This is a genomic window from Achromobacter sp. ES-001 (genome assembly GCF_019448355.1).
GTDB lineage: Bacteria > Pseudomonadota > Gammaproteobacteria > Burkholderiales > Burkholderiaceae_B > Achromobacter > Achromobacter spanius_B.
Genome location: NZ_CP079940.1, coordinates 1,618,122 through 1,636,275 on the forward strand (window position 1 = coordinate 1,618,122; position 18,154 = coordinate 1,636,275).

12 protein-coding genes are annotated in these 18,154 nt (G+C 65.6%); 7 read left to right on the plus strand and 5 right to left on the minus strand.

What is annotated here, in order from left to right; genetic code table 11:
- Positions 1 to 6 precede the first annotated feature (6 nt).
- Positions 7 to 2,622: a cyanophycin synthetase gene (cphA, locus tag KYT87_RS07200; protein WP_219991922.1), complete on the minus strand. Its 2,616-nt coding sequence runs from the start codon at positions 2,620 to 2,622 to the stop codon at positions 7 to 9.
- A gap of 269 nt (positions 2,623 to 2,891) precedes the next feature.
- Here cphA and KYT87_RS07205 point away from each other — a divergent pair, with 269 nt between their 5' ends.
- Entirely contained in the window at positions 2,892 to 5,177 is a 2,286-nt protein-coding gene (locus tag KYT87_RS07205; RefSeq protein ID WP_219991923.1) for an ABC transporter ATP-binding protein, read from the plus strand.
- A gap of 21 nt (positions 5,178 to 5,198) precedes the next feature.
- Positions 5,199 to 5,669: a DUF1854 domain-containing protein gene (locus tag KYT87_RS07210; protein ID WP_046802705.1), complete on the plus strand. Its 471-nt coding sequence runs from the start codon at positions 5,199 to 5,201 to the stop codon at positions 5,667 to 5,669.
- Between the two features lie 19 nt (positions 5,670 to 5,688).
- Here KYT87_RS07210 and KYT87_RS07215 read toward each other — a convergent pair whose 3' ends face one another.
- On the minus strand, positions 5,689 to 6,819 hold the full coding sequence (locus KYT87_RS07215; RefSeq protein WP_219991924.1) for a GNAT family N-acetyltransferase: 1,131 nt from the start codon (positions 6,817 to 6,819) through the stop codon (positions 5,689 to 5,691).
- A 95-nt stretch (positions 6,820 to 6,914) separates the two neighbouring features.
- Here KYT87_RS07215 and KYT87_RS07220 point away from each other — a divergent pair, with 95 nt between their 5' ends.
- The 5 genes from KYT87_RS07220 to KYT87_RS07240 all read left to right on the plus strand — a co-directional run bounded on the left by KYT87_RS07220 (position 6,915) and on the right by KYT87_RS07240 (position 11,261).
- Entirely contained in the window at positions 6,915 to 7,760 is an 846-nt protein-coding gene (locus KYT87_RS07220; RefSeq protein WP_219991925.1) for a ferritin-like domain-containing protein, read from the plus strand.
- A complete protein-coding gene (locus tag KYT87_RS07225) occupies positions 7,757 to 8,470 on the plus strand; it encodes an MOSC domain-containing protein (protein ID WP_219991926.1) in 714 nt (237 codons plus the stop codon). The genes KYT87_RS07220 and KYT87_RS07225 overlap by 4 nt, the downstream gene beginning before the upstream one ends.
- Before the next feature lie 2 nt (positions 8,471 to 8,472).
- Positions 8,473 to 9,714, plus strand: coding sequence for a lytic murein transglycosylase (locus KYT87_RS07230; RefSeq protein WP_143215210.1), 1,242 nt, complete (start codon positions 8,473 to 8,475; stop codon positions 9,712 to 9,714).
- 119 nt (positions 9,715 to 9,833) lie between these two features.
- Positions 9,834 to 10,247: a YidB family protein gene (locus KYT87_RS07235; RefSeq protein WP_104143120.1), complete on the plus strand. Its 414-nt coding sequence runs from the start codon at positions 9,834 to 9,836 to the stop codon at positions 10,245 to 10,247.
- Positions 10,248 to 10,310: 63 nt separating this feature from the next.
- Positions 10,311 to 11,261, plus strand: coding sequence for a DUF4434 domain-containing protein (locus KYT87_RS07240; protein WP_104143122.1), 951 nt, complete (start codon positions 10,311 to 10,313; stop codon positions 11,259 to 11,261).
- Here the strand turns inward: KYT87_RS07240 and KYT87_RS07245 are convergent.
- The 3 genes from KYT87_RS07245 to KYT87_RS07255 are packed head-to-tail and all read right to left on the minus strand — an operon-like array spanning position 11,258 to position 18,130.
- The gene (locus tag KYT87_RS07245) at positions 11,258 to 14,209 is read right to left on the minus strand and encodes a bacteriophage N4 adsorption protein A (RefSeq protein WP_219991927.1); all 2,952 of its coding nucleotides are present in this window, start codon (positions 14,207 to 14,209) and stop codon (positions 11,258 to 11,260) included. The genes KYT87_RS07240 and KYT87_RS07245 overlap by 4 nt on opposite strands.
- Positions 14,206 to 15,900, minus strand: coding sequence for a glycosyl transferase family protein (locus KYT87_RS07250; protein WP_219991928.1), 1,695 nt, complete (start codon positions 15,898 to 15,900; stop codon positions 14,206 to 14,208). The genes KYT87_RS07245 and KYT87_RS07250 overlap by 4 nt, the downstream gene beginning before the upstream one ends.
- A 13-nt stretch (positions 15,901 to 15,913) precedes the next feature.
- Positions 15,914 to 18,130, minus strand: coding sequence for a cellulose biosynthesis cyclic di-GMP-binding regulatory protein BcsB (locus tag KYT87_RS07255; RefSeq protein WP_219991929.1), 2,217 nt, complete (start codon positions 18,128 to 18,130; stop codon positions 15,914 to 15,916).
- Positions 18,131 to 18,154 lie beyond the last annotated feature (24 nt).

Sequence of the window (18,154 nt, forward strand, 5' to 3'; positions counted from 1 at the left end):
TTCCTGTCAGTATTGTTGAATCCAGCGGCGGACCAGATCGATGGTGGGGCCCGAAAAGGCTTCGTCGGATTGCAGCAGGACGAAGTCGCCCGCTGCAATGCCGTTCAGCACGCTTTCGATGGCCTTGCCATGATCCGGCTCGTCCTGGATGTCTTTCACGCGGCTGCCTTGCGACAGTCCCTGGCGCAGCAGCGCGCGCGCCTGGCCTTCGGGGCGCTTGCTTTGCACGGTCATGTCGTCATAGAGCACGACGCGGTCAAAGGCGTCGCCCAGCAGGCGGCCCTGTTCGATCAGGTCGGCGTCGCGGCGGTCGGCGCCGGCGGAATACACCGCGGCGCGTCGCGTTGACGGGAACTGGTCGATGGCGGCAATCAGCGGGCGCAGGGCGGACGCGTTGTGCACGTCGTCCACCACTACCGTGCTGCCGTTGCGTTCAAAAAGCGTGAACTGCCAGGGCGCGTCGGCCTGATCGATATCGAAGGTTTCGATACCGGCGCGGATCAGCTCCACGGGAATGTCCAGCGCCCAGGCGGCGCCCACGGCGGCCAGTACGTTTTCCACCTGGAAGGCCACGCGGCCACCATGCGTCAACGGGATGGCGGCCACGTCGGCCAGCCGTTCTTCGCGGGTGCCTTGCGCCAGGATGATGCCGCCGTCGCGCACAAACACCGCGCGGCCGTCTTGCTGCACATGCGCGGCAATGGCGGGCAGGGCGGGGTCGATGCCGAAGAAGATCACCGCGCCATCGGACAGCTCGGCCATTTCCACCACGCGGGGGTCGCGCGCGTTGAGCACGGCGGCGCCCGTCGGCAGCACCACGTCGACCTGCGTGCGGAACACATTGAACATGCGCTCCGTTTCGTTGATGTCGAAGTCGCCAAGATGGTCGGCGTCGTCGATATTGGTCACCACGCCGACCTGGCAGCGGTCATAGGCCAGGCCCTGGCCCAGGATGACGCCGCTGTCGTTTTCGATGACGGCTGCGTCCACGTTGCGGTTCATCAGCAACCGGGTGCCGGACGCGAAATCGGCGCGGTCGCCCTTTTGCACCAGGCGGCGGTCCAGGTACAGCCCTTCGCTGCACGCCAGGCCGGTGCGCTTGCCGGACAGGTGCAACAGGCGCGCAACCAGGCGTGCCACCACGGTCTTGCCGTTGGTGCCCGTGACGCCCACGATGGGAATGCGGCCGGCGTCGCCGTCGGGAAACAGGTGGTCGACAATGGCGCGGCCCACCGGACGCGGGGCGCCGTCGGCCGGCTTTAGGTGCATCAGCAAGCCTGGGCCGGCGTTGACTTCAACAATGGCCCCGCGCTGTTCCGCCAGCGGGCGCGTGATGTCTTCAGCCACCAGATCCACGCCGGCAATGTCCAGGCCCACCACGCGGGCGGCCAGCGTGACGGTGGCGGCAATGCTGGGATGCACGCGGTCGGTTACGTCGAACGCCACGTTTCCGCTGCGCTGCACCAAGACGCGCTGGCCGTCGGCCGGCACGCTGTCTTCCGACATGCCCTGGCGGGCAATTTCCAGCCGGGCGGCTGAATCCAGGCGGACCAGGTTCAGCGGATGGTTTTCGGTGCGGCCACGGCGCGGATCGATGTTGATCTGGCTGTCGATCAATTCGGTGATGGTGGACTTGCCGTCGCCCGTCACCCAGGCCGGTTCGCCGGCGGCGGCGGCCACCATGCGGTTGCCGACCACCAGCAAACGGTGTTCGTTGCCCAGCACAAAGCGTTCGACGATGACGCCGCTGCCTTCGTCCACCGCCACGCGGTAGGCGGACACCACGTCTTCGCGGCTCGTCAGGTTGGTGAAGACGCCACGGCCATGGTTGCCGTCATACGGCTTGACCACCACGGGCAGGCCGATGTCTTCGGCGGCTTCCCAGGCGTCGTCCTCGCTGCGCACCAGGCGGCCTTCGGGAACCGGCACGCCGCAGGTCGACAGCAGTTCCTTGGTCAGGTCCTTGTCGCGCGAGATGCCTTCGGCGATGGCGCTGGTGCGGTCGGTCTCGGCCGTCCAGATGCGGCGCTGGGCCGAGCCGTAGCCGAATTGCACCAGGTTGCCTTCAAACAGGCGGATATAGGGAATGTCGCGGTCATCGGCGGCATCCACGATGCAGGCGGTGCTGGGGCCCAGGCAGTGCTTGTCCACCAGGCTGCGCAGCTTGGCGATGGTGGCGGGCACGTCGAACGGGCGGTCTTCAATGGCGGCCATGACCAGGTCGCGCGCTTCGTTCAGGGCGGTGCGGGTGACCTGTTCCTGCCAGGCGCGCACCACCACCTTGTAGACGCCGCGGGTCGACGTTTCGCGGGCTTTGCCGAAGCCGCCGCGCAATCCGGCCAGGTTCTGCAATTCAAGCGTGACATGTTCAAGAATGTGGCCGGGCCAGGTGCCCTCTTTCAGGCGGGCCAGGAAACCGCCGCGCACGCCGGGGCTGCATCGGTGTTCGATCAGCGTCGGCAGCCATTCGGACAGGCGCTCGTAAAACCCGGGAATGGTGTTGGACGGATAGTCTTCCAATTCACCAATATCCACCCATGCTTCAAGGACCGGGCGATACGTCCAAATGTTCGGGCCGCGCAAAGCCACGACATCGAGAAATTCAATGTCTTTCTTTTTCATGTTTTAATTTACTTGAGAAGCAGGTTGGCACGCGCGGACGCCCCTATGTAAGACCGCGAATTTATTGCGAATTTTTGGGGTTGCGCTGTAAGAATAATGCCAACGAGTGGGGGATCCCAGATATTCCTAATTAGAAAAATCGGCTGCTACTATACGACGCCTTCAAGGCGTGAACTCGTTGTGTTGTAAGGAAGGGACACGTTTGCCGCCATAGGTGGTAAACCGGTTGCCGCCTAGTAGGGCAGAGTCCTGGCCCGGTATGCGTTCCAATGAAAAAACCACACCTGCTTTCCGGCCTTGCCGATGCCTTTCCTGCCCGCTGGCGGGATGAAATCCGCGCTGAATTAGCGGATGGCGAAACCTTGCTGGCCTGGGTTGAAATAGACCTGGACCAGCGGCTGAAGTTCCAGCCCGGGCTGGTCGCCGCGACTGACCGGCGCCTTCTAGCCCGAAATTCCGCCGATAACGGTTGGGATTCGTGGGCCTACGGGCCGCAATTAACACTTAATCTGACGGACCACGCTGGGGCCGCCGTGCTGGAATTGCACGATGACACGGCGCGTCTGGCCGTCTGGCGTTTCACGCTGGCCCGCAACCCGGCCGCGCTGCGCCTGCTGGCGCAGTTTGAATCGCAGCAGGCGATCCGGCTTTCGGGCAAAGCCGAAGAACCGCCGCAGGAACGCAATTGCACCGTCTGTAATAACGTTATCCCCGCAGGCGAGGAAGAATGCCCGACCTGCAACCAGGAACAAGCCGCACCGTCGTCCACGTGGGCGTTGTTGCGGCTTTGGCGGTTTGCGCGGCCGTATCGCGGCCACTTGCTGGTCGGTTTCGTGCTGACGTTGCTGGGTACGGCCGCGACCTTGGTGCCGCCTTACCTGACCATGCCGCTGATGGACGACGTGTTGATTCCGTTCCAGAACGGCGCGCCTATCGACTACAGCAAGGTGCGCATGTATCTCAGCGGCTTGCTGGCGTCCGCCTTCCTGGCCTGGGGGCTGGGGTGGGCCCGAACCTACATCCTGGCCTGGGTCAGCGAGCGTATCGGCGCCGATTTGCGCACCACTACCTATGAGCACTTGCAACAGCTGTCGCTGGAGTACTTTGGCGGCAAGCGCACGGGCGACCTGATTTCCCGCATCGGTAGCGAGACCGACCGCATTTGCGTGTTCCTGTCTTTGCACCTGCTGGACTTCGCCACCGACATCCTGATGATTTTGATGACGGCGGTGATCCTGGTGTCGATCAACCCGTGGCTGGCCTTGGTGACGCTGGTGCCGCTGCCGTTCATTATCTGGATGATTCACGCGGTGCGTGACCGCCTGCGCCACGGCTTTGAAAAGGTTGACCGCATCTGGTCCGAAATCACCAACGTGCTGGCCGACACCATTCCCGGCATTCGCGTGGTCAAGGCATTCGCCCAGGAAAAGCGTGAAGTCGCGCGTTTTCGCGAAGCCAATAATCGCAATCTGGAAGTGAACGACCGCGTCAACACCACGTGGTCGCTGTTTTCGCCCACCGTCACGTTGTTGACGGAAGTGGGGCTGCTGGTGGTGTGGATATTCGGTATCTGGCAGGTGTCGCAAAAGCAGATCACGGTCGGCGTATTGGCTGCGTTTTTGGCGTATATCGGGCGCTTTTATCTGCGCCTGGATTCCATGAGCCGCATTGTGTCGGTCACGCAAAAGGCCGCTGCCGGCGCCAAGCGCATTTTTGACGTGCTGGACCATGTGTCCAGCGTGCCCGAACCGCAAAAGCCGGCCACGCTGCCGCACATCAACGGCCGCATCGAATTGCGCGACGTAGGCTTTCGCTACGGCAACCGCCAGGTGATACGCGGGCTGAACCTGACCATCGCCCCGGGCGAAATGATTGGGCTGGTCGGTCACAGCGGCTCGGGCAAGAGCACGTTGATCAATTTGATCTGCCGTTTCTACGACGTATCCGAAGGCGCGGTGCTGGTGGACGGCATCGACATCCGCTCGGTGCGCGTGACCGACTATCGGCGCAACATCGGCTTGGTGCTGCAAGAGCCTTTCCTGTTCTTCGGCACCATTGCCGAGAACATTGCCTACGGCAAGCCTGATGCCACCCGCGATGAAATCGTCGCAGCGGCCCGTGCCGCCCATGCGCATGAATTCATCCTGCGACTGCCGCACGGCTACGACTCGCTGGTGGGCGAGCGCGGCCAAGCCCTGTCCGGCGGTGAACGCCAGCGCATCTCGATTGCGCGTGCGTTGCTTATCGACCCGCGCATCCTGATCCTGGACGAAGCCACGTCGTCGGTGGACACCACCACCGAAAAGGAAATCCAGAAGGCGTTGGACAACCTGGTCCGTGGCCGCACCACCATCGCCATCGCGCACCGGTTGAGCACGCTGCGCAAGGCGGATCGGCTGGTCGTCCTGGACCGTGGCCAGATCGTCGAGCAAGGGCCGCACGAAGAACTGATGGCCCGCGAGGGCGCCTACTATCGCCTCTACCAGGCGCAAGCGCGCCAGGCGGAAGCCGACGCGCAGGCGTCGGGCAGCGAAGACATGGCCGCCGTGGCCTGACGCCGAACCGGGATTATCTTCATGACGTTGCCGACCTTTCAGCTACGCCGCAATGCCTTTGGGCGTCTGGAATATCAATCCGCCGACGGCCAGACGCACGAAGGCGTCATCCCCGTGCGCGCCTTCCCTATCAGCGAAGCGGGACGCGGCCTGTCGCTGGTGACCAGCGACGGCCACGAACTGCTGTGGATCGAACACCTGTCCGACGTGCCGGCGCCGCAACGGGCGTTGATAGAAGAAGAGCTTGCCGGGCGTGAATTCATGCCCGAAATCCGCAAGCTGGCCAGCGTATCGACCTTTGCCACGCCCAGCACCTGGAAGGTTGAAACGGATCGCGGCCCCACGTCTTTCACGCTGCGCGGCGAGGAAGACATCCGCCGGCTCAGCCCGCAGACGCTGCTGATTGCCGACAGCCACGGCATCTTCTATCTGGTGCGCGACATCCTGGCGCTGGACAAGCACAGCCGCAAGCTGCTGGACCGCTTTCTGTAGGAATTACCGCGCTGGCGCGCTAGGCGCTGCCCTTGAACGGCGTGTGCGATTCCAGTTCGCCCAGATAGTCCGTGACCGCCGAGGTTTCTTCGTCCAGGAAGTTCTGGATCGCCTCGGCAAAACCGGGGTGCGCCACCCAGTGCGCCGACCATGTCGGCGTCGGCAACAAGCCGCGCGCCATCTTGTGTTCGCCTTGCGCGCCGCCTTCAAAACGGCGGATGCCATGCGCGATGCAGTACGCAATCGACTGCATATAACAGGTCTCGAAATGCAGGCCCGGCACGTATTCGGTGGCGCCCCAATAGCGCCCGTACAGCACGTCGCCGCCCGCCAGATTCAGCGCTGCCGCCACCCGCACGCCGTCGCGTTCGGCCAGGATCAATACAAACGCGTCCGGCTGTTCCCGATGCGCGCGTTCAAAGAAATCGCGGTTTAAATAGGGCGGATTGCCGTGGTTGAAATACGTGCGGCAATAACAGTCGTAGAAAAAGCCAAGGTCGGCGGGGGTAATGTCGCCACCGCGCAACCAGCGGAAAGACAAGCCGGCGGCGGCGACCTTCTTGCGGTCCTGGCGGATCTTCTTGCGCTTGTCGTGGCTCATCAGCGCCAGGAACGCGTCAAAATCCGCGTAGCCCGGGTTGGTCCAATGAAACTGCACGCTTTCCCGGATCATGAAGCCGGCCTCGCGCAGCACGTGCATGTCCTCGTCCGCCGGAAACAGCAGGTGTAGCGACGACACCTTGATTTCCTCGGCAAAGGCGACCAGTCCGCGCACCAGCGTGGCGCGGTCTTCGTCGTTGGTGGCCAACAGGCGCGGCCCCGTGACGGGCGTGAACGGAATGGCCGACAGCAGCTTGGGGTAATAGCGCATGCCGTGGCGCTGGAAGGCGTCGGCCCAGGCGTAATCGAACACGTATTCGCCACGCGAGTGCGACTTCAGGTAAAGCGGCGTGGCGGCGGCCAGCGCGCCGTCACGCCACAGTGCCAGATAATGCGGCGCCCAGCCCGAGGCCGGCGCGGCGCATCCCGTCTCATGCAGTGCGCACAAGAACGCGTGCCGCAGAAAGGGTTGATCACCGGCCAGCGCGTCCCAGGCATGGGCGTCGATGCGGGACAGGTCGGTTTCAATGGTCAAGCGCAGGGAATCCATCCGTGAATGATAAAGTCTTCGCCAGCACGCGGGTTTGAAACCGTGGGCTTTTTCAGGGATTGCGGCGGCACGGGCCGCCTGGGATTGGAAACACCATGGACAGCAACACCATCGCCGCGGCAGATGCCGCGCCGATTGCGGAATGCTTGCGCGGGCAGGCCTTGTCCGCGCTTGCCGCCAAGACGTGGCCGGAAAAACTGGCGGCCGTGCACCATATCGCCGATAGCGCGCCGCTGGACCGCACCCGCGAATTCGTCGCGCCGCACGGCTTGCCCGGCCGGCCGGAACATCCCGAATTGGTGCCGCCCGCGCAGGTCAGGCATCGGTCCATGGCCACGGTCGAAGGCCGCGCCGCGCTGCTGCACGCGCTGGCCCATATTGAATTCAACGCGGTCAATCTGGCGCTGGATATTCTGTGGCGTTTTGCCGGCATGCCCGACGCCTTCTATCACGACTGGCTGCGCGTGGCGCGCGAAGAGGCCTATCACTTCGACCTGTTGCGCCAGCGGTTGGCGGCGCTGGGCTACGCCTATGGCGACTTTCCCGCGCACAACGGCTTGTGGGACATGGCCGAGCGCACGCGGGGCGACCTGCTTGCGCGCCTGGCGCTGGTGCCGCGTACGCTGGAGGCGCGCGGGCTGGACGCCTCGCCCATGATCCGCAACAAGCTGGCCGGGGCAGGGGACGCGCCCAGCGCGGCCATCGTCGACATCATCCTGCGCGACGAGATCGGCCATGTGGCCATCGGCAACCATTGGTTCAAGCACCTATGCGCCCAATCGGGCCTGGAGCCCGTGGCCTGCTACGCCGACCTGGCGCGGCGTTATGACGCCCCCCGGTTGCGCGGCCCGTTCAACCTGGAAGCGCGCCGCGCGGCGGGATTCGACGACGCCGAGCTGGCCGCGTTGCAAGCCGACCAGCCGGAACCGAACACCCGATGACACCGATCACCATTGATGCCTTGCTGACCGGCACCGTGCGTCCGCTGGGCGATTCCGGCCGAGATAGCGGTATCGACAAACACCCGGTTGCCCAGCGCCTGTGGCTGGGGGCCGAAGGGCTGCGCGGCGACGAACAAGCCGACCGCCGTTTTCATGGCGGCCCGGAAAAGGCGCTGCATCATTACGCCCGCGAGCACTATCCCGCCTGGCAAGCCGAGCTGGGCGAACGCGCGGTATTGCAGGCGCCGGGCGCATTCGGCGAAAACATATCCACCCAAGGCATGACCGAAGCCGACGTTTGCGTGGGCGATGTGTTCCGCGCGGGCACCGCCTTGGTCCAGGTGTCGCAAGCGCGCCAGCCGTGCTGGAAACTGGATCACCGATTCGCCCGGCGCGGCATGGCGGCCCGCGTGCAGGCCAGCGGCATGACGGGCTGGTATTACCGCGTGCTGCAAGAGGGCTGGCTGTGCGCGGGCGACACGCTGACGCTGTCCGAACGCCCGCATGCACAATGGCCGCTTGCCCGCGTGCAAGACGTGCTGAACCGGCGCGTGCTGGACGCGGATGTGCTGCACGCCTTGGCCGCGCTGCCCGAACTGTCGCCAAACTGGCGGGCGCTGTTCGAAAAGCGCGCCCAGGCCGGGCAGGTTGAAGATTGGACCCGCCGCCTGCAAGGCGATGTGGACGCCCCGACATCGCAGGAACGTTAAACATGAAAGTGTCCTTACCGACCACATCCGCCCTGGCCCGGGCACTTTGCTGCGCGGCGCTTGCCGTGCCTGCTTTCGGCGCCCAGGCGGCCGACCCTTACGCCGCCTGCCTGTCGCAGCTGCGCGGCCCCGCGCAGAAAGCGGGCGTGTCCGCCGCCACCTTCGACACCCATACGGCGGGCTTGTCGCCCGACATGGCGGTCATCGATCTGCTGGATGCACAGCCCGAATTCAAGACGCCCATCTGGGACTACATGGCGGGCCTGGTGGATGACGAGCGCGTGGCGGACGGGCAGGCGGGCATGGCGCGCTGGCAGGCTGACCTGGCGCGTGCGGCGTCGCGCTACCAGGTAGACCCAGCCACCATCGCGGCGGTCTGGGGTGTGGAGAGCAACTTCGGCCGTACGCTGGGCGGGCGCCCCTTGTTGACGTCCCTGTCCACGCTGTCGTGCTTTGGCCGGCGGCAAGCGTATTTCCGAGGCGAGTTTTTTTCGACGCTGAAAATCATCCAGGACGAACACATCGCGCCGGAGCGCCTGGTGGGTTCGTGGGCCGGCGCATTTGGTCAAACGCAGTTCATGCCGTCGACCTATCTGCGGCTGGCCGTGGATTTTGATGGCGACGGCCGCCGCGACCTGGTCGACAGCGTGCCCGACGCACTGGCCTCAACCGCCAACTTCCTGAAACGCGCCGGCTGGAATCCGCAATTGGTCTGGGGCTATGAAGTCCGCCTGCCCGCCGCGCTGGATACGGCCGGGGCGGGGCGCAAGAACAAACGGGCAATGTCCGCGTGGGCAAAACAAGGCGTGACCCGCGCGGACGGGCAAGCGCTGCCCGCGGGCGATACGCCCGTCGGCCTGCTGCTGCCGGCCGGCAGGAAAGGCCCCGCGTTTCTCGTAACTCGCAATTTCGATGCGCTGTATTCGTACAACGCGGCCGAAAGCTATGCCCTGGCCATCGCCCATCTGTCGGACCGCTTGCGCGGCGGCGGCCCGCTGCTGCAAGCCTGGCCCACCGACGACCCGGGGCTGTCGCGGGCGGAACGCCGCGAACTGCAACGCTTGTTGATCGCCAAGGGCTATGACGTGGGCGAACCCGATGGGATGGTGGGCACCCGCACGCGTCAGGCCTTGCAAGCCGCCCAACGTGAACTGGGGCTGCCCGCCGACGGGCGCGCGGGCCAGAAAGCGCTACGGGCGCTGCGGGCGTCACAGGCATCCCAGGCGCCCACTCTGCCGCGTTGATCCCGCCCAGCGGCCCGATTTACAAGTTTTGCAAAGATCCGGCCTCGGGTAACCGCCTTGACATGCCGCGCGCCGGTCCCGGCCCTATACTGGTTTTCCCACTTTTCAGGAGCACCGCGATGAGCTTGTTGGATACCTTGGCCTCGATGGCCGGCGGCGGTCAGCAAGGAGGCTCGGCATCGCTGCTGCCGGCGCTGATCGAACAATTGAACAAATATCCGGGTGGTCTTACTGGCCTGATCGCCAGCTTTCAGAAGGGCGGCTTGAGCGAAATCGTGGCGTCTTGGGTGGGCACGGGGCAGAACCTGCCCGTCAGTCCCGACCAGCTGGGCGCCGTGCTGGACCCGGGCGTCGTCAACGAACTGGCCGCCAAGACCGGGCAGGACACCGATTCGGTGCTGGGCTCGCTGTCGTCGCTGTTGCCGCAACTGGTGGACAAGGCCACGCCGCAAGGCGAGGTCCAGCCTGGCCAGGATTTCAACCCGACCGATCTGCTGGCCTCGTTGTCCGGCATGTTCGGCAATCGGGGCTGACCCGGCGGGACGGGCTTACCCCTGATACGTCAACCGCTTTCCTCTCCCACCCGCCGGCGCCTGTTGCAGGCGCTGGCCGTGGGCGCGCTGGCGCCCTTGGCCGCCTGTGCGCCACCCCTGTCCTTGAACGCCACGTTTCTGCAACTGTGGCGCAGCCATCTGGATTTGACGCCTGAAGACTGGCGCGTGCGGCTGTCCGCCTATCGGCGCCTGGGATGCCGCGAGATCTTCCTGCAATGGGTCGGCCTGGAAGGCGGACGCCCTGACGACTGGATGGCGTCCGATGCCACGCTGCGCATGATTTTCGACGAGGCCGAACACCAGGGCCTGGGCGTGCATGTGGGCCTGCCTTACGACCAACGCTGGTGGGAGATGCTGGGCAACGCCAACCCGCGGGCATTGGCAGCCTACCTGGACCACACCCGCACGCGCGGCGTGGCCTACATGCAGGCCGCGCCCTGGCCCAAGCGCAGGTCGTTTCGTGGGTGGTACCTGCCCTACGAGTTGGAACAATACAACTGGGCCTCTGCCGCGCGGCAAGCGTTGCTGATGCCGTGGCTGGACGCCTTGTCGCGCGCGGCGCAGGACACCAGCCGGGGGCGCCCGCCCTGTATTTCCACCTACCATTCCCGCCTGCCCACCGACGGTTCGCTGATGAACCTGTGGAGCGCCATCCTGGACCAGGTGGCGATTCATCCCATGATCCAGGATGGCGTGGGCGTGTCCGGCCTGGCCAACTACCAGGCGCTTGCGCCGCTGCATGACATGCTGCTGGCGCGCCGCGCATCGTTCGATCTGGTCCTGGAACTGTTCGAAGAACTGCCCTCGGGCAGCACCGACGGCTCGACCTTCAAGGCACGCTCGGCGGACTTCGATCGCGTCAAGCAACAGTGGGAAGTCGCGCGTGGCTATGGCGCCAAGCGGGTGGTGGCGTTTGCGATTGACCCCTGGGTCATCGACAACACGCCCGAGGCGCGGGCGCTGATGCGCGCCTGGCTGGACGCGCGCGTCTAGTACGACAGCGTCAGGTTGATGAACAGCCCGCGCGCCCGGTCGGCCGCGCCCCCGCCGATGTTGAAACGGTACTGCGTGGTCAGGTCCAGATAGGATCGTGGCGCGTTGTAGTGGTCTTCACGGAACCAGTAACGCACGTTGAAGCCGGGGCCCGCGCCCAGTGACCATGACGAGCCATTGCCTTGTTGGTCGATGGAATATGAATCGCCTTGGATGTTGAAGGAGGCGCGGTTCTTGTTCCACAGCCAGTCGGCGCCCACGACCGCATACGGAAAGAACACCAGCCGGTCGCTGATGGCATCCATCCGATAGCTGCGGCCCACTCGCAATTCACCGGCGCCAAACGCCTGGTCGCGTTTCATGCGGCCCGAGACCTTGTCGCCGTCTTCGCCGGTGGCGTTGTCACGCAGCCAGAATTTTGCGGGCATGTCCTGCCAGGAATAGCCGCCCTGCAAATAGCCTTCCATCGTGAACCAGTCGGGGCGGTCGATGCGCAGGTTCGTGCCTTCGTACAAGCCATAGGTGATGTAGGCCAGCCACGCGCCGTTGTCCGCCGTGGTCTGGTAGTGGGGCGATTGATTCGTCTGATTCAGCGCGCAACGCAGGGCCGCCGGTGCGGGGCTGAACGTGCCCTGGCGCGTGGCGGTGCCCAGGTTGAACTGCCGTTCGATGCCGAACGTCAGGCCCACCTCGGTGGATGGCGTGAAGCGCATGCCCAGCGACCCGACCGTCGTGGGCAAGCCCGCGATGCCTTCGTTGCGGGTCTCTGCGACATCGATGCTGCCCCCGCATGGGTCGGCGACGGTCTGGCCCGTAGTCTTGCCGCCTTTGTCATACAAAGTGTTGGAAAAGCGGCCATACAACTCGAAGGTCTGTGTGGCCGAATTCAGGAAGTCAGCCGGGCGCCAGAAGATCTCGGCCGTGCTGAAGACGGCGTCGCCAGGCACCGTGATTGCCGCGCCGCCCAGCCCGGAGGACGCCGGCCGTGCGCCGCGATAGCCGGCGGACACATAGCCGCCCCATTCGCGCGACAACTCGGCAACGCCGCTGCGCGTGTCGAAGCGCTGCTGCGGTGTCAGTTCCAGTTTGCCGGCATCGGCTTCATCGATAGCGTGCTTTAAATCCGCCACCGCGCCGCGCTTGTCGCCCGCGCCGGCGCGCGCATAACCTTCGTCCAGGATCACCGTGGGCGGCGCCTTGCCGGTGGCGCGCGCGGCCTGGAAGTCTTGCAATGCCAGGGCCGGCTGCTTCATACGTTGGCGCAAGTAGCCGCGCTGCATCAGCAGCGTGGGGTCGTTGGGTTGCGCCACCAGCGCGTCGGTCATGCGTTGATGGGCCTCGGCCAGCTGTGCGCCTTTGCCGGCCGCAAGCGTGGTGGTCAACAGCCGCTGGTATTCCGGGTTGGCCGGGTCTTGCTCGACGGCCAGGCGGGCCTGAGCGATGGCTTCGGCATAATCTTCGCGCGCATAGGCGGCATAGGCCCGCGCGGCGGGGCCGCCGCTGCCGACCGCGTCGGACGGCAGCAGTTCGCAGTAGGCGCCGGGCGATGTGTTGCGGCAGTCCTGGACAGGCGCGGGGTAATTGGCCAGCGTCAGCGTGGCGGGCACGGCGGGCCGGGAACGCGCACGTTTTATCCGCGCATCGGCGGCGTTGTCCTGGTTGCCCAATGGCGTCATCAAAGCCAGCGCGCGGGCATTTTCGCCGCCGGCCAATGCGGCATCGGCGGCCAGCAGCCGGACGTTGCGGCGCTGGGCTTCGGTTAATTGTCCTTGCTTGAGCGCCGCGTCAAAGTCCGCGTTCGCCAGATCGGTCTTGCCTTGGCGCTGGCGCAGGTAGCCGCGCATGACCAGTGCCGTGGTGTTGCCGCTGCGCGCGCGGGGGGCGGGGGTGGCTTCGGCGCCGACGGTGGCGTTGGTGACCCCGGTGGCGTTGGTGACACCGGTGACGCCAGTGACGCCGGGGGCTTCGGCGCCTGCGGTGGCGTTGATGGCGTCGGTGGCGGCCGCTTCGGCTTCGGCCAGGCGGTCGCTTTGCATCAGCGCCGTTATCAGCAGCATGCGATAGCTGGCGGTGTTGGGTGACGCCGCCACGGCCTGGCGCGCCAACGGCACGGCATCATCCACACGGTTGTTGCTTAATGCCTGGTAGGCGGCGTCGGCCTGTTTGGCGGCCATGCGCGCTGCCATCGTCTGGCGCCGAGCAGCCAGATCCTTTTTGTTCGGAGCGCCCAGCGCAATTGCGCGGTCGATGGCGGCGTCGGCCTGGGCGTATTGGTTCTGCGCTTCCAACGCGTCCAGCCACAGCATGGCCCAGGCGCCTTGCTTGGGGTCGATGCGAAATGCGCGCTCGGCGCCGCTTGCGGCAGCGGCATAGTCGCCGCGCTTGTAGTCGGCGTAGGCGCGTGTGGCGATGGGATAGCCGCGACGGTAGGCCGAGGCGGCGGGGGATGCGGCAGGCGATGCAGAGGCCGATGCAGCGGCCGATGCGGAGCCGGGCGCGGTGGCGGCAGCAGTACCGGGCCCCGGCCCTGGCCCAGGCACGGTCGCCGGGGCGGGCGTGGAAGCCGAGGCGGCTGGCGGTGCCGCGCGCAGATTGGCGCGGGCCTGCCGTAACGCTGGCGTATCGATGCCTTCCTTGATGGCGTCGGCGGCGGCCTGGTCGGCTTCTTTCAGCTTGCCTTGTTTTTGCAGCGCGTAGATTCGCAGCAGGTGCAAGCGTTCCACGTCCGGGCGCAGCACAATGGCCGATGCGGCCTGCCGCGCAGCCAGCTCATAGTTGCCGGCATCGAAATTCTTGTAAGCCTCTTCGGCGAACCGAAACGCGGCGCCTTCCAGCGGCGCTTCCGTTTTCGCGGTGGCGGGCGTGGCGCTTTGCGCGCTGGCTGGCGGCGCAACCCCCATGCCGGCCAGGGCGGCGGACAGAATCAGCGAACGGGTCAACGGTGTCATGTCGGCGCGGGTTTGTCTTTGGAGTGCGGCGGTGTGGTCGCCTGTCCTGATTGTTGAAAGTCGATGGCTTCGCTTAGCGTGCCTTCGTCCAACCAGCCTTGCTCGGTCAGGATCTGTCCCAACGGCTTTTTTTCGCGCGCCTGGATCTCAAGCGCGCGCGCCAGCGTGTCCTGGTCAATGGCCTGCCAGGACAACAACAATTCGCCAAGCCGCTGGCGTTGCTGCGATAACTGGTCCGTGCTGGGGAAGTCGTGCATGGTCTTGTCCCATGCCAGTCGCTTGCCCGTAATCAGGTGTGCGATGAACAGGCGCCATGCGCGCGCCGCGGCCATGGCGTTGATGAAGTTGCCCACGATCATGCGGGGAATCGACAGCACCGCGTGTTCCCAGCCATACATGCGCCCGACGAAGTACGCGCGCTGCACAACGCGAAGCAGCAGCGCCACGGCGTTGAGCCACATCAAAATCACCAACCATCCTCCGGGCCGGAAATACGACGGGTAGTACACCTTCCACCATCCAAATTTATCGGCCAGGAAGAACACGAAGAAGTTCGCCAGCAACACGTAGGCCAGGATGGCGATAAAGGACGTCACCAGACCCTTGCGGTCCCGAAACAGCAAGTACCGATTGGCCAGGGACCCGGTCCAGCCCACCTGTTGCCACCCCTGCAAACCGATGCCCAATGTCCAGCGCGCCTTTTGCCGGTACGCGGTGCGAAACGTGTTCGGAAAATACTCACGCACGCCCAGCGGCATGCGGATCGTGGAAACTCTTTCTGGCCCCAGGCCGAACCACGAGCGGCGGCGCGTGACGTATTCCACTTCGAACTTGCCGAAGATCTGCTTCATGCCGCGCTGCGCCAACCGCGCCCCGATGTCGTAGTCCTCCGTCAGCGTGTCGGTATTGAACGGCTGGTTGTTGGTTTCGGCCGCCAGCTCCTCCAGCGCGCGTCGCGAGAAGCAGGTGCCCACGCCGGCGGACGGCACCATCTTCGACAAGCTCTCGCGCACCACGAGGTCCTTGGTGTGCCATTCGGCGAATTCGTCCATGTAGGTGCCGGCCACCAGCTCGTGCCAGTGACGTTCCAGCGACGTGACCGGCAGCTGGATGAAGTCGATGCGCGGTAGCAGATAGTTGTAGTACTTGAGCTCCAGCGGATGCAGCACGTCTTCGCTGTCGTGCAGGATGACGCCGGCAAATGGCACCGGCTGCTTCGCGTTCTGCGCGAAGATGGCCTGCACGATCCAGTTCAGGCAATCGGCCTTGCAGGTAGGCCCGTCGTGCGGCACTTCGACGCGGATCAGCTTGCGGTAACGCCGCCGCATCCGCTCGACTTCGTCGATGGTGCGCTGGTCGTTCTGGTAGGTGCCCGCGAAGATCATGTAGTCCTTGTATTCCAGCGTGGACACCATGGTTTCAAGCATCGACGAGATCACGTCGTACTCCAGCCAGGCAGGCACCATGATTGCCAGCGGCTGTTCGGGCTTGGCGCGCAACGCCTCGGCGGACAGCGCGGTGTAGCGTCGCTTGACGGTCAGCGAACGGCGCAGCTCGCGCAGCCAGAACCAGGCGTCGATGAACAGATCATCCAGGCTGGACAGCAGGATGATGACCCCCACGACGGCGGTCACCACTTCCAGCCCGCGGTAATAGTCCGCGATGAAATACGGCCAATAAAGCGTAGACATGGCGGTGTCCGGCTTACGGGTTGCCGCGGTTCTTCTTGCGGCCCACGCGCCGCGCCACGATCAGGATCAATATCAGGACCAGCAGCGCTACGCTGATCGCCGGCACGCTCCAGGCGATGTAGCGGCGCCATTCGAAGAACGCGCTGCCTCCGGGGCCCGCGGGGTTGCTGGCTTGCGGGTTGGCGCTGTCTATCCAAGCAATCGGTCCGTTGACGCCGACGACGGCCACGTTGCCGCGGTTCAGCACGAAAGGCGCGTCCAGCATGCCCGGGTGTTGGCCCACGGTGTGCCAAAGCACACCGTCCTGGCCATTGCCGCGCACCACTTCGGCGGTGCTCAGGTGGTCCAGCCCGGAGATGTCCAGCCAGCTTGCGTTGCGGCCATCCACCTTCAATTGCTTGCGGTCGGTGACCTGGACCATGGGCTTGGCGCCGTCCACCGGCACTTCCATGGCCAGGAAGGCGCGGGCCGGCTTGAACGGCTGGCCTGCCGGCGCCACCGATAATTCCGCGCGCGTGGGCGACACGCCGCTTGCCGAAGCGATGCCGATCACCCGCTTGATGTTGTCTGGCGCGTCGGCCAGGTAGCTGTCCGGAATGATCACTTGCGGGTTGCCGGCCATCAGCGGCAACAGCCCCACAAAGGTGCCGTCCGGCTGCGGCTTGCCGGGCTTTACGTAGCTGGTGGGCAGCACGTTTACCGGGTAGCCCTGGGGAATTTCGTTGCAGTCGACCGATACGGGCTGGCGTTGGAACTGGACGCGCAGCGCATTGGTCACCCCCAGGGCATAGCCGGGCACGCGCGCCGTCAGGCGCTCGGGTTTGCCGTCGGCATCCATCTGCCGGGCGGCCAGCAAGATGCCGTTCCAGAACACCGATGCCACGGGCCGCGTCGACGATGCGCCGGGGGCCGCCGCCAGGTCCAGCACAAGCTCGTCGGGCATCAGGCCGTCCGAGGACACGGTCCCCAGCGGGAAAGTGGTGGTCCAGTCGCCACGCGCCACGACGTCGAAGCTGGTCGCCGATCCGCCCAGCGTGGTCAGGCGCACGGCGCCGTCGTCGGAAGCCTGCGGCGAGGTGGCCGTTTTGACGTTGACCTGCCGTGTGACCAGGATGCGGCGCCATGCGCTGTCGAACGCGCCCGCCGCTTGCGCGCCGGCATCCGCCGCCACGGCGATGACGGCCTGCCGGCCCAGCGGCAGCAAACGGATATCGCCCGAGGGCAGGTCGGTGCCTGCCAGCGGCATGCGCGCCTGGCGCCAGGTCTTGAAGGCGGCGGCCGCATCGGTGTCGCCGGCAAGCTGCGCGGCCAGCGCATCCAGCGCTTCGTTATAGCGGCCCCGCAGCGCGGCGTCGGCAATCACGACGTCGCCGCTGACGGCGGGGGCGCCCAACACCAGCAGCGCGCCGATTTCCGCCGGGCCGGCCAGTTTGTGCGCAGGCTTGTTGGCAACGGCGGCAAATGCCGCAACCTGTTCCAGCCCCGCCGGTGCTTGCAAGCCCCGCGTATCGACCTCGTCGCCTACCGATGGGAACGCACGAACCGCGACGCGCTTGCCCGACCTTTCCAACGCCACCCCCAGGCGCCAGGCGCTGTCGAAGGCCTGCTGGTCCAGCTTGGCGCCCGCCACCATCAGCACTGGCTTGCCGGGCAGCGTGCCCCACGCGTCGTCCAGATTGCCGATGGCCGAGGCGTCGTAGCGATAGCTCAGGTGCGTTTGCGGTGAAATGACCAGCGCATTGGCGGTGGCGCGGTTGCTTTCGCAGTGGCGCAGCGCGATCTCAGATTGCCAGTCCACGCCCAGGCGCAAGAAGCCGGACTCGCGGTTGCGGTTATCAACGTTCAGGCTGCGTGTGACCGACCCGTCGCCATCGGCGATGCGCTCCGCCGTTTGCGGCACGCCGTCCAGCCACAGCACCAAGGTGGTCCGGCCGGCCTCGCCCTTGGCATATCTGGCATCAAACGTCAGTGTGGCGTCCGAGATCGGCACGCCGCGCGGCACGGGCAGATAGAACTCCTGGCGTGCATCGCTGTTGCTCAGCACGACGGGGTCCTTGACGCCCAGGTCCAGCAAGGTGGTGTCGCGCGTGATCCAGCCGTCGCCCTGCAAGCGCCGCAACGCATCGCCGGCCGGGCTGGCCAGGCTGCTTAGCGGCATGGCCAACCCCGCCATCATCAAGGCATGGCAAAGGACTCGGGCAACGGGGACGGGCAGGGCGCTGGGGTGCATTGGGGGCTCCGGGGCGGAATGCGT